Annotated in this window: 15 protein-coding genes; 8 read left to right on the top strand and 7 right to left on the bottom strand. The window is 47.1% G+C overall.

From position 1 onward, the window contains the following. Nucleotides 1–315 precede the first annotated feature (315 nt). Nucleotides 316–5853 (top strand): S8 family serine peptidase, encoded by a 5538-nt coding sequence (locus LEUMU_RS28180; RefSeq protein WP_022953296.1) that lies wholly within the window; start codon nucleotides 316–318, stop codon nucleotides 5851–5853. 168 nt (nucleotides 5854–6021) lie between these two features. Here LEUMU_RS28180 and LEUMU_RS0115950 read toward each other — a convergent pair whose 3' ends face one another. The 4 genes from LEUMU_RS0115950 to LEUMU_RS0115935 all read right to left on the bottom strand — a co-directional run bounded on the left by LEUMU_RS0115950 (nucleotide 6022) and on the right by LEUMU_RS0115935 (nucleotide 9769). Next, the gene (locus tag LEUMU_RS0115950) at nucleotides 6022–7503 is read right to left on the bottom strand and encodes a sensor histidine kinase (RefSeq protein WP_022953295.1); all 1482 of its coding nucleotides are present in this window, start codon (nucleotides 7501–7503) and stop codon (nucleotides 6022–6024) included. Then, the gene (locus tag LEUMU_RS0115945) at nucleotides 7500–8222 is read right to left on the bottom strand and encodes a response regulator transcription factor (protein ID WP_022953294.1); all 723 of its coding nucleotides are present in this window, start codon (nucleotides 8220–8222) and stop codon (nucleotides 7500–7502) included. The genes LEUMU_RS0115950 and LEUMU_RS0115945 overlap by 4 nt, the downstream gene beginning before the upstream one ends. A 96-nt stretch (nucleotides 8223–8318) precedes the next feature. Beyond that, nucleotides 8319–9047 (bottom strand): spondin domain-containing protein, encoded by a 729-nt coding sequence (locus LEUMU_RS0115940; protein ID WP_022953293.1) that lies wholly within the window; start codon nucleotides 9045–9047, stop codon nucleotides 8319–8321. An 11-nt stretch (nucleotides 9048–9058) separates the two neighbouring features. After that, nucleotides 9059–9769, bottom strand: coding sequence for a spondin domain-containing protein (locus LEUMU_RS0115935; RefSeq protein WP_022953292.1), 711 nt, complete (start codon nucleotides 9767–9769; stop codon nucleotides 9059–9061). Nucleotides 9770–10001: 232 nt separating this feature from the next. On the opposite strand from LEUMU_RS0115935, the gene LEUMU_RS0115930 reads away from it, so the two are divergent. The 5 genes from LEUMU_RS0115930 (at nucleotide 10002) to vapC (ending at nucleotide 12510) form a co-directional block, all read left to right on the top strand. Then, nucleotides 10002–10547, top strand: a complete 546-nt coding sequence (locus LEUMU_RS0115930) for an RNA polymerase sigma factor (protein WP_022953291.1) — start codon at nucleotides 10002–10004, stop codon at nucleotides 10545–10547. 178 nt (nucleotides 10548–10725) lie between these two features. After that, the gene (locus tag LEUMU_RS26430; protein WP_022953290.1) at nucleotides 10726–11325 is read left to right on the top strand and encodes a hypothetical protein; all 600 of its coding nucleotides are present in this window, start codon (nucleotides 10726–10728) and stop codon (nucleotides 11323–11325) included. 44 nt (nucleotides 11326–11369) lie between these two features. Further along, the gene (locus LEUMU_RS0115920; RefSeq protein WP_022953289.1) at nucleotides 11370–11825 is read left to right on the top strand and encodes a GNAT family N-acetyltransferase; all 456 of its coding nucleotides are present in this window, start codon (nucleotides 11370–11372) and stop codon (nucleotides 11823–11825) included. A gap of 89 nt (nucleotides 11826–11914) precedes the next feature. Next, nucleotides 11915–12112 (top strand): type II toxin-antitoxin system VapB family antitoxin, encoded by a 198-nt coding sequence (locus tag LEUMU_RS0115915; RefSeq protein WP_022953288.1) that lies wholly within the window; start codon nucleotides 11915–11917, stop codon nucleotides 12110–12112. Next, nucleotides 12109–12510: a type II toxin-antitoxin system VapC family toxin gene (gene vapC / locus LEUMU_RS0115910; RefSeq protein ID WP_022953287.1), complete on the top strand. Its 402-nt coding sequence runs from the start codon at nucleotides 12109–12111 to the stop codon at nucleotides 12508–12510. The genes LEUMU_RS0115915 and vapC overlap by 4 nt, the downstream gene beginning before the upstream one ends. Before the next feature lie 88 nt (nucleotides 12511–12598). Here vapC and LEUMU_RS0115905 read toward each other — a convergent pair whose 3' ends face one another. After that, complete coding sequence (locus LEUMU_RS0115905) at nucleotides 12599–12883, bottom strand: helix-turn-helix domain-containing protein (RefSeq protein WP_022953286.1); 285 nt, start codon at nucleotides 12881–12883, stop codon at nucleotides 12599–12601. After that, entirely contained in the window at nucleotides 12876–13304 is a 429-nt protein-coding gene (locus LEUMU_RS29215) for a type II toxin-antitoxin system RelE/ParE family toxin (protein ID WP_022953285.1), read from the bottom strand. The genes LEUMU_RS0115905 and LEUMU_RS29215 overlap by 8 nt, the downstream gene beginning before the upstream one ends. A gap of 115 nt (nucleotides 13305–13419) precedes the next feature. On the opposite strand from LEUMU_RS29215, the gene LEUMU_RS0115895 reads away from it, so the two are divergent. Together LEUMU_RS0115895 and LEUMU_RS0115890 are read left to right on the top strand one after the other, a co-directional pair. After that, nucleotides 13420–14310, top strand: coding sequence for a radical SAM protein (locus tag LEUMU_RS0115895; protein WP_026744837.1), 891 nt, complete (start codon nucleotides 13420–13422; stop codon nucleotides 14308–14310). Continuing rightward, nucleotides 14311–14631 carry a DUF202 domain-containing protein gene (locus LEUMU_RS0115890; protein ID WP_022953283.1) on the top strand — a complete coding sequence of 107 codons (321 nt, stop codon included), beginning with the start codon at nucleotides 14311–14313 and terminating at the stop codon, nucleotides 14629–14631. On the opposite strand, the gene LEUMU_RS28175 is transcribed toward LEUMU_RS0115890, so the two are convergent. Continuing rightward, nucleotides 14632–15264: a putative signal transducing protein gene (locus LEUMU_RS28175; RefSeq protein ID WP_022953282.1), complete on the bottom strand. Its 633-nt coding sequence runs from the start codon at nucleotides 15262–15264 to the stop codon at nucleotides 14632–14634. It lies immediately after the preceding gene. Between the last annotated feature and the right edge of the window lie 73 nt (nucleotides 15265–15337).

The following is a 15337-nucleotide window of genomic DNA, read 5'->3' as shown; positions in this document are numbered from 1 at the left end:
AAGCCCGTCTTTAACTAACGTGTCTCTAGTAAAGGACTGGTAGCGCGAATTATTCTCATGAATTTCTTATAAATCATAATGGCTTAAAACCATTGATATGTTAGGTTGAAGCTGGCATTCTGTCTGCAGTATAGAATAAGACCTAAATACGCAAATCTAATTACATAGATGTATTCAAGGGTATCTCAAGGCGACAAATCCATCTATTTTTTGACTTAAAGTATTCAAACTACTGTCCACCAAAGTCATTGATATCAGGCCGTTCATGTGGGGAGGCTGGGGTTTGGGTATAGAACGAAATAAGAGATTATAACTATGAATCCAAAGGCAAAAATAATAGCGGCTTGCTCGGTGTGTGTGTTGACACTAGCGGGTGCGTCATTTTGGTTTTCCGGAGATAGCAGTGCACCTGTTGTGTCAGAGAGTGAAACTCAAAGTCAAAAAGCGGAACTAGTCGAGGCTAATCAACCTGATGTAGTCATGGCTGGCGCAGTTGCGCCTCCAGAAGCTGCAGCGACACTTGTCACCTCCGTGGCTTCTAATGAGTCAGCTATCACAGAGAAAACCTCTCAGCATGATACGTTTGACGTAAAGAATGCGGTGGTTGTCGCCGATAAAGATACGCCAGCATTTACGTCTATTCCCGACTACCTTGATAAACAAGAAAATCTAAAGCGAATTAGTTTTGACGAAACATGTAGCTATGCGAAATGTAAATATGAAGACAGTGTCTTAATAGCCAAGTTAGGTACTAATGATACCATTGAGAGTCTTTTAGCTATTGATGGGGTCGAGTCTGTTGAACCCGTATTTTCCGGCTCAACAGGCAGTAATACTGAGCTGGCTAAATGGGTTAATATCACGCTTAAAGCGGGTACTAGCTTAAACACATCCGCGGTAACACTTGTGAATAACAGTGAAGTCGCCTCAGTCCACCCTAATTACATTCGTAAGCTAGATGTCATCTCATCGCCTGTAAATATTGTGGCTGGTGAACGATCTCAGTGGCACCATGCTGCGATCAATACTCAAGCTGCGTGGCAACACTTGGAATCAATTGGTGTTGAAGCGGGTGGTAGCCATTCGGTGGTTGTGGCCGTTATTGATACGGGAATCAATGTTGATCACCCTGATTTAATTGATGCGCATTGGGTAAATACGAATGAAATAGCGGGCAATGGAATTGATGATGACGGTAATGGCATCATTGATGATATTCATGGTGCAAACTTTTTACCTAGCCCTGCTGATGGTTTAGTAGAAGATAACCACGGTCATGGAACACATGTTGCTGGGCTTGTCGGAGCAAAAAATACGGGGCAAGGTGTTGTTGGCGTTGCACCTAACGTGCAGATAATGACTCTGAAAGCGGGGCAATCAACCGGTAGCCTAAGCTCTGTTGATGTGGCTGAAGCAATCATCTATGCAGCAATGAATGGCGCTGATGTTATCAATATGTCGTTTGGTGGGGCTGGTCAGTCACCATTGGAAGAGGATGCATTAGCAGCCGCTTTCACCACTTCGGTATTGGTTGCGAGTGCTGGAAACGATGGGGTGCCAAATGAGGCACCTTGCTTACCAAAACCAATTGCTTTTTATCCTGCGTCATATCCTTATGTAGTGGGAGTTCAGGCATCAGACTCGGCAGGGAAACTTACTGATTGGTCAAACTTCGATTGCAATCCATTAAACGAAGTAGAGTATGAGTTGACAGCACCGGGCGCTGATATCTTAAGTACGGTGCCTGGAGGAAACTTTGCCGCTTGGGATGGAACGTCTATGTCTGCACCTATTGCTTCCGGTGTTGCTGCATTGATTAGAACTAAGTTTCCGGATAGAGGAACTTATCGTTCTCGTTTTGTTGCGGGCCAACTTACAGCAAATAGCTCACTAAATGCCTTAGGTTCGTTAACCACTTTTCCAGAACCTAAGCCACGCCTAGTAAACTTTGAGCTACTGGATTCTAGTGATATAGCTGCTAGCAATGATGGTGATTTCTTAGCTGATGCTGGAGAAACTGTTCAACTTGCAGTGAAAGTGCGAAATTACAAAGGCTCGGCAAGTAATTTAGTACTTACGGTGACAGCAGAGAGCACTAACGGTGTTGTTGATCCTTATGTAACATTTGTAGATGGAACTTCCAGCTTTGGAACATTGGGTGCTTATGCAAGTACAGACAATGGTGTAAATCGATCAGCCGACCTTAAGGTTAGTAGCATTGATGATCCTATTGAAATATTGATTAGTGCAGATGCCCCAAATAATCATGTCGTATCTCTGAAGTTTACTTTGCAGTCGACCAATGGATTGGATAATACCGATTCAAGTATTTATGCTTACAGTCAATATGATTCCTTAATTGTTCAACGAGGACGATCATTACCTACTGTATTGACGGATGGTTTTGTTATCACAAATGATAACTTATGGATTGCGGATGCTCCTATTCTGGTAGATGAAGGTTCTAGAGTTACTGTAGAGGCTGGTGCAAAAATTCAATTCTACAGCACAGAACCTCATGACTATGAAGGCGGTAGATTACCTTACATATTAGTTAAAGGAGAGCTATTGTTCAATGGTACGCAAGAGCAACCTATTGAAGTTTATCCTAGCAAGCTATTTGATAGTTGGCCTGTTACTATTTTATCACGCGCTGACAACAACATAACTTTCCAATATACCCACGTTGTAAATCCCTACTTATATGATACTAACCCTTGGCTTGATTACCCTAGCGCAGGAGGGGCGCACAAGATAGATCACTCTCTGTTTACTCAAAACTCTGAGGCGGGGGTATGGAAGCGCCAAAATGCAGATTCAACCCACATTTACCCAGTACGTGTAAACCCACCAACTGGTAGCACTACTGTGATATACTCCACTGTAAGTAATTCTATATTTCGAAACTTAACCTATCCCTATACACATTATTCATTCGACTGCCAATCGGGCTCAACGAATCTATTTTCAGGAAGCAATGTTGGTTATGGGACATCTTCTAGCAGACGTCTTGGTAGGGGCGATTGTTCTCCAACCGATTCTGTTTTTGTTGATAATATTTCTTCAGCAATAGTCTTAACGGGAGAAGACCCTGCTTACGGTCGTTTTAACTTAAAAAATAATGCTTTTTTGAACCCTTGGAATACATATCCAGTCAAAGACAATTGGATCACTTTTTTAATGTCAGACTCTAGCGCAGAATTTGACGCTGATTTAACGGATAATTATTGGGGCGGAGTAGTTGAAGCGACGATACACCAAGCAATTACAGATCGCAGTGATGGTTTATTCAATGCTAATAAAATCATAGTTGAACCAAGTCAGAGTATTCCCTCTGAAAGTACCTACCCTTTTGTTGTTGACATAGAGCTTTATGACTCCGAGTCCAATGAGCGCAGTATATTTGGAGCTGAAAGTGTCGTTGCTGAAATTACTTACAACCGCCCAATGGCTCAAGATGAAGATCCTATAGTCAGTTTCGGACCTGCAGAACCATACGCTGATGCAAGTTTCTCAGGAGAGTGGGTCAGCAGCACAAAATGGCGAGGTGAAGTACAAGTAATACCTAGCCTAGAAAGTGGCCAGCAGTACTTGTGCGCTGACGGCGGTAAAGCTGCGAATGACGCATGGCTGGTGCCTGGTCGAGACTGTGGTCGCTTTACCTTTGAAGTCCGTGGTTTTGATGTGAAGTCATTAGACCTAAAAGGTAGTGCCACACTTGGTGCAATCAACTTATCTTGGACACAAGATGATTATGATTTGCTACATGGCTACAATATTTACCGTTCGAAATTTGCGAATCGTCAATTCCAGCGGATCTCACAGCAATTAATCACCGCGGATGAGTCTACCTTTACGGATACCAGTGTTGTTGGTGGTCAAACGTACTATTACTACTTTACGGCTTCAACCGATTCTAAAGAGTCAGACCCATCTAATGTTGTGTCTGTTACCGCCTTGGATGATATCGCTCCGGTGATTACCCACACGCCGAAAAACCAAGCAAACTATGGCAGTAGCTTTATCCTAAAAGCGGAAGTTTCGGATAATGTGCAGGTAGAGTCGGTTTCGGTAAAAATCCGTCATAAAGGGGATGCTGCTTATCAAACGAGGCCGTTAGTGTCATTCGTAGCGGGGCAATACTCGGTATTCATTGAGGGGAGCTACACCACTCAAGACTTCGAATACTTCTTGTTAGCTATCGACGATACCGGCAACCAGACCCGTTACGCAGACGGAAATAACCCCGTCCAAGTATCTGTTGCGTTACCAGATGATGGAGACATCGACGGAGACGGTGTTTTAAATGGTGTGGATGTTTTCCCTCACGATGCCAACGAGTCACTAGATTCTGATAATGATGGCACGGGAAATAACGCTGACACCGATGATGATAATGATGGTGTGGTAGATACGAAAGACTCGTTCCCGTTTGATAGCACAGAGTCCAAAGATACCGATACTGATGGTGTTGGCAATAATAGGGATAGCGATACCGATAATGACGGGATGCCAAATAGTTGGGAGCTCGCTTACAGCCTCAACCCTTTGAGCTCAAAAGACGCCAAGCTAGATGCGGACAGTGATGGGGTGACTAACGTCAACGAGTATCGCCTAGGGACTGATCCAAGGAATCCCGATACGGATGGTGATGGCATCACTGATGATTTGGATAGTGTCGCTGGTAGTGGGCTTTGGGGGTATGTGTGTAATGCCATCAATAGTCCAAGTGCAAGCCGTCGATGGGGGGTTGATCTGTACAACGCAGCGGACCTGCCCGACGCGACAGCTAATCCGGTCTTCAGCATGACGAAGAACCGCAAAATACAATCCGTGGCATGCGATCCTGCAGGCGCCACAGTATTGTACTCACTTCAAGAGTCGACTAGTGGTGATTATGAGATTTATGAGCTAGACGTGAAGTCTCAGCTGACCACTCAAATTACTGACAATGACACCGATGATGTGGACATCACCCGAAGCCTTGATGGCCGAGTGGTTGCTTGGCAAATGCGCTTGGCAGATGGTCGACAGGCTATCGAGTTACGCAGCTATACGGAGGATGGCGAGCATACTAGTAAAACGCTCGCCAGTGCGACGCCCTTCGTGCAACCTTCGCTGAGCCCTAACGGAAAGTGGATGACCTTTGTGCAGCTACGGGAAAGCTCGTTCGCCGTCATGCGCTACGACATCAAAAATAGTCTGTACAAAGAAGTCTTTAGAATTGCACGTCGTAAGAAACTGTATCACCCAAGTATTACCAATGATGGAAACAAGGTCGGGTGGTCAGAGCGTTTATCACTGCTACGTTACCGTGTAAAAGATCTTGAGGCAGATACGATTACCGATGTTCTGTATAACACGAATGGGATTGAGCACGCAGTGCTATCGGGAGATGGGCAGCACGTAACCTACAGTGTCAATCAAACCGGAGCGGCGCAAGCCTTTGTGACTTCGCTTGAAACCCTTGAGACAGTAACTGTCGGTAATGTGCTATCGGGTATTGATCGGTACATGGCATCTAATTGGTCGGGTTCGCGGGTAGGACCGGGCTTTAGCAAGTCAGAGCTTTCGGGTAAAACCTTCACGAGTCCAACGCATAAGCTGGGAATTGCGTTCAATGCAAATGGTACGGGCTCTCGCTATACCCTCGGTGAAGACGATGCGGTTGGCGTCACCTGGTGGTTATGGAATAACCTATTGTTCATGGCTGAAGATGGCGATGATCGACGTTGGGTGATTCGCTTGCTGAGCGTGAGTGACGATCAGTTTACCGTGTCAGTCATTGCGCCAGATCAGGTTGGTGGTGTTGAACGACGGATTGATACCCTGTATAGAGAGCCTGTGGAGTAAGCAGTCAGCCTCGTTAATCCCTTGATTGAGGTTAGTTTTACTTGTGATCACCCAGAAGAAATGAATGCACCATGTTTATATCTTTCTGGGTGGTTACTCGTTTTAGTCCCTCGAAAACTTCAGTAGGAAATTAGCGAAGTAGGAGGTTGCGTGCCATTTCTAGTGAACTTACGACGCTGGCAGGCTAAACTCAAACTTAGTCCCCTTACCAAGCTCACTAGTCACCCGAATCTTAGATTCATGCAGCGCCAGTAGCTTCGCCGCAATCGCAAGCCCCAAGCCTTTGCCTTTATGATAAGCCTGCTGCCCATTGGTCGAGCGGAAATAAGGCTCAAACACATGCGGTAAATCTTCCGCCGGAATGCCTTGGCCGGTATCTTCAATCCCCAATATCACATTCAAGCCCGGCGCTTGTCTGACCCGAACTTGCACTGAGCCACCTGATGGCGTGTACAAAATTGCATTGCCTACCAAGTTTTGCAGCACTCGATCCAAGCGTGCGACATCGGCAAACACATTAATATCCTCACTCTCCATTTCGACAGACAAATGCACACCTTTGCTATTGGCCAAGCCACTCAATGAGGCATACATATCGCTTAGCAGGTCAGAAATACGAATCAGCTCTGGGTTAATCGCGACTTGCCCGTGCTCCAGTCGTGCCAACTCAAATAGCTCATTAATCATGTCGCCAAGCTTTTGATTGGTGAGTAGGGCCTTCTCCAAAAAGTCATGTCGGTCGGCTTCCGGCAAGTCATCTCCTTTAAGTTGCAGCGTTTCCAAATACGCCCGCATACCGGCCAACGGCGTGCGTAAATCATGAGAAACATGCGCCAGAAATTCCCGTCGAATCTGATCATGCTTTTGCAGGTAACTAATCTGATCAACAATCTTTTGTGCCATGCGATAAAACGAACCACGCAGCGCTTGTAACTCGTCTTGTGATCGATCACCATTCGCGGCCAAGTCAGCCGGCGTAATCAATGACTGAAAGCCGGATTTCTCAAAAGCCGCCACTTCACGGTTCAGGCGCACTAGCGGGCGCGTGAGTTGGTAAAACAACAGCAAAGTGGTTAGCAGTAAAAACACCAGCGCTGCCGCAATCACACTTAAACTAATCAACCACGTTTTATTGGCATTGATGAGTGAGGCGGCATCATCATAAATTTCGCCTTGGATAATGATGTATAAGTACGCCAGTAGATTGCCGTCTTTATCTGGAATTGGTGCAGCGGAAAAGGCTTTTTGTTTATTCGAACGGGGATCATCACCCAATGTGAGTTTGAATTCTTCATTGGCAATAAAGGCTTTTACCGGCGCTAAATCGATATGGTGATTGATGATTTTTTCGTGTGGCGCTTTGTACTCCAATACCTTGCCATCGGGGCTAACCACATACAGCTCAGTACCGGGGTCGAGTTGCATGACCTTATTAAAGGCTTCTTTCACATTCTCACGATTTAGCTCATCGCCGGGGTAGAGCGCGATATCTTGCACTAAATAGCTGGCTAAATTCAGGTGTAACTTTTGAGCGGTTTCCTGCTGTAGTTGATGACTGGCGGTGTCGTATACCCAAAACAGCACCGCACCCAATATCAAAAATACCGTGAGCAATACCAGCGCTAATCGCTTGTATAAACCCTTAATCATGACTCGGCCGCCGTTTCCGCATTCACAAACTTATAACCCACGCCCCACACGGTTTGAATGAAATCACTCAAGCCATCGCTGCGTTTGAGTTTATTGCGTAGGCGGTTAATGTGCGTGTTGATGGTGTGCTCGTAGCCATCGTGACTGTAGCCCCAAATGGCATCCAAGAGCTGCGCACGGGAATACACCCGATTAGGGTTTTTGGCCAGATAAAACAATAGGTCAAACTCGCGGGCGGTTAGCTCGGTTTCACGACCGGCTAGCGAGACCACGCGGCTGCCAGCGTCTAAAACTAATTCGGCAATGGTGAGTTGTTCGCTGGAGGTTGGCTCGGCCACTTCCACTGGCGCACTTAATTGCGAGCGACGCAGCAGGGCTTTAACTCGTGCAGTGCATTCGCGCATGCTAAACGGTTTAGTGAGGTAGTCATCGGCACCCAGCTCCAAGCCAATGACCCGATCAGCTTCGCCATCCAGAGAAGTCAGCATTAGGATCGGGACAGCCGCATTGCGTTGGCGTAACTCCTTACAGATATCCAGACCATTGCAGTTCGGCAGCATAATATCCAGCAGCACCAAATCATATTGCGTGGTGATCAGGTTTTGGCGCGCCTCTTCACCATCGGCAAAATGCGTGACGGTGTAGCCTTGTGCTTTCATATGAAACGACAGCATCTCCGCAATGGAGGCGTCGTCTTCTACAATAACGATATGGTTCATGGTGGAAAATCCTGTTTTACCGGAGTCGCTTAAGCGTTGAGAGTATGTCGCCAAGGGTGAACTGTGGCTGTATTTGGCGACATACCTCGTCAGTGCTTAGTCAATACGCTCAATCATGACACGGGCTACTGGATTGTCAAAACGGTGGCTCTCATCCAGAGTTGAACTGTTTAGTCCATCATCGGCGCTGATCACGCCACGGTGAATCGCAACAAAATTCACTAAGTCATCGCGGGCGGCATTGTAACCTTCGCCGCCATCAGCAGGTCCCGGAATCGTGCCACTGGCTTCGGAGTTGGATTCGGTGCCAGCATCCCAAGCAGGGAGCATCATGCTCTGTGATTGGTTTAGCGTTAGGCCGCTCACATCGTAAGCATTTAGCGCGGTAAAGCCATCATTGGTATTCACCAACATCGAGACTAGGGATAGGTGCGCCATGCTGCCTTCGGTCACGCTCACCTCAACACTAGCGGTCGCACCGGGGCTAATTGCACCGTTTCCGGAGTTGCTATCAAGGTGTGCAGCGTCTGCTTCAGCGGCAGCTAGTAGCGTGCTGTTATCGCCACCTTCGGCCAGAATTTCCAAGCCACTGCTGGCAGGCTGGCCATCCATAAAGGCATGGTAGGTATCTTTGTGCGCAATAACCGCCAAGGGTGATAAGGGGTGATTAGCCGTCAAATTTGTCACGCTAATGCGGAAGGTACGGTTTTCAGTATCCGAGTCATTGTTGGAACTGCCACCACAAGCGGCCAGCAATGTGGCTGCCATCATGAGCGGAATGCTTAAGCGTAAATGGCTTGTGTGTTTAATCGTTGAAAAATTCATAATCCCGCTCCTTATTGCACAGTAATCGTGACGCGAGCGACAGGGTTCAACCAGCGATGAATGCGGCTATCCAAGTCACTTTTGCCGCCAGTTGCATTGGTATCGCCGAGTACGCCACGATGAATGTGTACAGTGGTATTGGTATCGGCCGCTGCTGCGCCGGTTGCGCCAGAGCCTTCATCGCCACCCGGTGCTGCTGGAATGCCTGGGGTATTGGGTGCGCCACCGCCATTGACGATCTCATCATTGGCTTCGGTGCCAGCGTCATAGCCATTGATATTGATGGTGTAAGTGCCTGCAGCCGTTGGGATGGGATAGGAGTCAAGGCCGATAAAGCCATCATTGGTTGGCAGCATCATCGCCACCACTGAAAGGTAATCATTGTCGTTGCCGTGAGTGTCGATGGCGTCGGTCGTGGTGGTTTCACCCGGAGCTAATAAGCCGCCTGCAGGATTTGCGACATACTCTGCTGAGGTGCCGCTCAGATCACTAACTAGTCCATCAAGGCTACCCCCTTCTGCCATGGCCTGAAGTGATGGGGTGGCTGCCATGCCGGCTTTAAATAAATGATTATCGCTGTCGTGTGCCGCCACTAATACCGGCGTGAAGTACAAGCCCTGAGTTAAGTTTTGCACGCTCACGGTGAAGGTTGCCGCATTAGCGAAGCCGCTGCTAAGGGCTAATACGGTGGCCAAGCTGCTGGATAAGATGATCTGCTTCATAGTGTCTTCTCGCTGTTAGTTAGTTTGCTGTTTCGACGAGAATCAGTCTATTGTGTAAAAATCACGGAAGTTTCACCGAATTCTAAACAATTTATAAACTCGTTATTTTTATTCGCCGAGACACTTTTTCCACGAAAAGTTTATAAAAAGTTTAAGAATAGAACGCCGTAGCCCCGTAACGTAGTCAGCATGTTTTGAAACCGTGCCGCTGTGGCCTACGAGGGAAACCACCATGACCGATTTAAATGATTTACTACTGCGCAGTGCTAATAAAGATCAGCAAGCGTTTAAGGCATTGTACGAAGCCAGTTCTCCAAAGTTGTTTGGTGTATTGATCGGTATGTTAAAAAATGAGGCGCTGGCCGAAGATATTCTGCAAGACAGCTACCTGAAGATTTGGGAAAACGCAGACCGTTATACCGCCAGTAAAAGTGGCGCGATGACTTGGATGCGCACCATCGCCTGCAATACAGCACGTGATAAATTGCGCTCTTTGAAAGTGCGCCATTACCAAGATGAGTGCAGTGACTTTATTGAGAATATCGAAGCGGAGCAGGCGACACCGGAGCGCCAGTTCGCCATCAATACCGAACTGGCATGGATTGTTGAAGGCATGAAAAAACTCAACCCATTACAGCGTGAATGCTTGATTCTGTCCTGCTATCACGGCTACTCACACTCTGAACTGGCGGATAAGTTGGGGCAGCCATTAGGCACGATTAAGACTTGGATTCGTTTGGCTAAATCAGAATTAGCAATGCCTGTGGCGATGGCGTGATTTAGCCTGTTTCAGTATTAATCTTTGTTTAAGGTGGCCGGTTTTACTAAAAAATCTCACTGTTTTTGTCCTATCATACAAAGTAAGCGGGCGTTGTAATGGCCGCGGAGCGTCGCAAGCCGAGTTTAAGTTGCAAGACTTGTGGGGCATGTTTTGTTTTTAAATAGGATGTAGAGCGATGTTTGACCTGACTAGCAGTAAGTTGAAAATTGGCGGATTATTTTTATGTTTGGCAGCAGTATCGGGGAATGCGCTGGCAGATGATGTGAAAAACTCCATTGAAGAAGCCATGGAGTACTATCAGGAGGGCGCATACAAAGATGCGGTTGAGAGCCTGAACTATGCCTCGCAGCTGATCCAGCAAATGAAAGGAAAGAAGCTGGAAGAATTTCTGCCCAAAATTGAAGGCTGGAGCGCGACCAAAGCCGAGTCCAAATCCATTGGCGCGTCGATGCTAGGTGGCGGCATTACGGTTGAGGGATATTATCGCAAAGATACCAGCTCGGTGTCTGTGCAGATGATTACCGATTCGCCGATGATGCAGACCATGATTATGATGATCTCCAACCCCATGATTGCTACTGCCGATGGCGGTCAGCTGCAACGCATTGGCCGTGAAAAAGCCATCGTTAAATACGATGAAGATAAGCAGAGCGGTGAGATCAGAATGGTGGTGGCAGACTCCTATCTGATCACGATCGAAGGCAAAAAAGTCACTGAAGAAACACTGATTGGATTTGCCGAAGCGATTGACTTTAAAAAGTTAAAAGATCTGTAGTGCGCTAGACTGGGCGAGTTTTTAAGACTAAGCCCGGAACGCTAATGGATATCAAATTTAGAGCCGCAAGCTCGGCAGACTTAACTGCGCTTGTCACCATGCTGGCCAATGATCAGCTGGGCGCTGCCCGTGAGGATGCCAGCTCGCCGCTAAACCCCAAGTACCTCGCCATGTTTGAGGTCATTGAGAATGACCCGAATAATGAGTTGATGGTGGTGGAGTTGGAAGAACGGGTGATCGGCATGTTGCAGCTGACGTTTATTCCGTATCTCACGCATTTAGGCTCATGGCGTTGTTTGATTGAAGGCGTGCGAGTGCATGAGGATTTTCGTGGTCGGGGCATTGGCGAGAAGATGTTTCGATTTGCGATTGAGCGAGCCAAAGAGAAGGGCTGTCCGATGGTACAATTGACCTCGAATAAGCAGCGGGCAGGGGCATTGAAGTTTTATCAGCGGCTTGGGTTTGAGGCGAGTCATGAAGGGTTTAAGTTGAGTTTGTGAGTGCTTGGTAAGAGCGGTTTAGCACTTGTCAGCAGTCAGCGTCTTGCTCTATAGTGTGTATGTTTATATAAATTCATACACATAAAATTATGCGTACAAATATTGTTATTGATGAGCACCTGATGTCAGAAGTATTGGCTGAAACAGGGATTAAAACCAAACGGGAAGCGGTTGAGCAGTCGCTGAAAATGTTACTGCGCCTGACACGACAAGCTCGCATTCGGGAGTTTCGTGGCAAGTTAAAATGGGAGGGTGACCTTGAAGCCAGCAGAGATGCCCAGGAATGATCTTTGTTGATTCGAGTGTTTGGATTGATTATTTCAATGGAAAAGTCTCTCGCGAAACGGACTATTTAGATGAGCTGCTAGGCGTCCAGTTGCTTGCGACGGGTGAATTGGTGCTGACGGAAGTATTGCAAGGTTTTCGAAGCGATGCCGACTACCTGCAAGCTAAACAGATGATGCTGAATCTGGAGCAAGTCACTATGCTAAATACGGACATTGCCATTAAAAGCGCTGAAAACTTCCGTACTTTGCGAAAGCGCGGGCTAACGGTTCGCAAGACAATTGATGTGATTATCGCCACCGTTTGCATTGAGCAAGACCTGTCATTGCTGCATGCGGATAAGGACTTTCAACCGTTTCATGAATATTTAGGGTTGAGGAATGCCTTGCCGTCGCGGTGAGTTAATTCGAATGTTTATCGTCGCTGCAGCTCATGAAGGGTTTAAGTTGAGCTTGTGAGACTTGATCTTATGTTGCCGTTTCATTAGATCACCCCAATGCTCTGAGCACTGCTTTTGGCTCTTTAGTAACTACATGAAGTAGCGCCAAAGCAGGACCGTGAGGTTTTCGGTCTCCTCTTTCCCAATGACGCAAAGTTGCCACACTGATACAGAACTTTGAAGCAAACTCCATTTGAGTGAGTCCTAAGTTTTTGCGCAGCTCTGAAACGTTGACCTCAGGAAGGCGATGCGTTCTGGCGGCAACTTGTTTGCCACCGTTTAGGTCGATTGCTTCCTGCAGTCCTTGGGCAATACTGTCGAATGCGCTAGTCATTATGTTTCTCCAATGCTGAATTTACTAAAATTTCTACAAGTTTAGACAGCGTATTTCTGTCTGCTTTCGACAAATTGGCTCTCTCGTTCTTACCAAACATGGTCAATAAGTACAGTGGTATACGTTCATCATGGTGGTAATAAATCACCCTGACGCCACCACTTTTTCCTTTGTTTCCACGACTCCATCGAAGCTTACGAATGCCGCCTGTTCCTTCCATGATATCCCCAGCCTTTGGATTTATCGAAAGGTAGTCTATGACAGCTTTTCGCTCAGAATCAGATAGCATGGATTCTGAGCGCTTGATGTACTCGGGTAGTTCGGTAATAGTCGTCTGCATTTGTTTAATGTAATCCATTGGATTACTTTTATCAAGAAAGTTCAGTAGCTTGAAGTGGACTACTTTGATGTTGGTTGTCAAACTGACCGCCTGCCGACCGCTGTGCTGGGAGTTTAACTTATTAATAAGTCATCACTAGTCGCCTGGTAAACTCTGCTACACTGTCGATTCGTTCCGGCGCAAAAACTCCAAAAATATGTACCCACTAAACTACATCGAACCCGTCTTCCGCCCACCCAGCGAAGCGCATTCCCTCATCCTGCAAGTTACTAATGGCTGCTCGTGGAATAAGTGCACGTTCTGCGATATGTACACCGCTGATCAAAAGAAATTTCGCCCCAAGCCACAAGCTGAAATCGACCAAGAGTTACAGGCGATTGCTGCAACGGGCGAACGAGTTCGCCGCGTATTCCTAGCCGATGGCGATGCGGTGACTTTATCCTTCCGACGCTTAAAAGGAATATTGGAGTCCATCCAAAAATACCTGCCAACCGTGCAGCGTGTTTCTTCCTATTGCTTGCCACGCAATCTGAGCAATAAAACTGTTGAAGAGCTCACCGAGCTACGTGATTTGGGTTTGTCGCTCATGTATGTCGGCTGCGAGAGTGGGGATGATGAAGTGCTGGCGGCGATTGAAAAAGGCGAGACCTTTGAAAGCTCGTTACAAGCGTTGAAGAAGATCAAACAAAGTGGCATGAAAAGCTCGGTTATGATTCTCAATGGCATGGGCGGCCAGCGATACAGCGAGCAACATGCGCTGAATTCGGCGCGACTGATGAATGAGGCGCAACCGGATTATTTGGCAACGCTGGTCGTGTCATTTCCAATGGGCATGGAGCGGGTGCAGGCGGGCTTTAATGGTCAGTATAAACCGCTGGAACAAATGGACTTATTCCGTGAAATTCAGATGATGTTGGAAGCTTTGGAGCTGGAGAAAACTATTTTCCGCAGTGATCATGCCTCAAACTATTTAGTACTCAAAGGCGTGTTAAATAAGGATAAAGAGAAGTTGCTGCAGATCGTCAATCAGGCGATTTCTTTGCCAGGTAGTGTGAGCCTGAGACCGGAGTGGCAGCGGGGTTTATAAGTGATCAAAAACTATTCCGACCACTCTGCCAATGAGCGTACCTTTCTGGCTTGGGTGCGAACCGCCATTTCAGTGGTGGGCTTCGGCCTTGGCGCTGGCAGGCTTGGTAATACATCAGGCGATTACCGTTCTGAGCTATTGCTACTTGCCAGTGGTGGATTCGTTGTACTCATCGCTTATCTGCGCATGAGGTTACTCCGCCGTCGTATTATCAGCAGTGAAGAGTTGGATGATGCTGCGATTCCGGTTGATACATTAATGATTTTATTAGTCGTTGCGCTGTTTGCCATGCTGGGAATTTTTGCATGGCATACGGTTTGATTACTCCGTCATTTCTTCGTATTCCCAATCGGGAGGTACGTCATTAATCATCAGCGTAGCAGTACCTCCGTTTGCCCTAGAGAGATACGTCTCGGGTGAATAACTGGTCGTCATCAACGTTAATGACACCAGCAGCGACAAGCAAATCGACAGTATGATTAATAGCATGGTGAGATAGCGCGAGAAATCGCCTCTGTTCGGCGCGAAGACTTTGCCGCAGCTATTACAGACATAATATTGCTGGGTAAATACAATGGGCGTGGATAGCAAAAACAGAAAAGCCAGCGCCAAACGCCGAGGCCATTCGAGCCGTGAGATCTTATCCGCATTGCAAGCCGGGCAATGTAACGGTTCTTCGGGAATATACGTGTCGGCTTGCTCAGGGGTTAAAGCCGCTTCCAGCTTACTAATTTGATAGTCGCCATTTTCGGCCGCTTGCAGAATTGCTAAGGCCTCTGCTTTGCACTCATCAGGCACGTTTACTTTCACGCCACCCACGGCATTTGAAAGCGTCCAGTCCGCGGTGATGTAGTGGCCGTCTTGAATATAAGCAGGAATCCCCTCCGCTTCTAAGCGACCTTTAACGATGAATGCATCAATGGCGATGGTATGTACGGATACGACAATACTCATGGTGCTGATTCCTCCTTCCTTGGTGAATCCAGATGGAAAATAGCGATCAGTCACATGAAACTATCTTCCTTTG

Source organism: Leucothrix mucor DSM 2157 (assembly GCF_000419525.1).
Classification (GTDB): Bacteria; Pseudomonadota; Gammaproteobacteria; order Thiotrichales; family Thiotrichaceae; genus Leucothrix; species Leucothrix mucor.
This window is presented reverse-complemented; position numbering and strand designations above follow the sequence as displayed.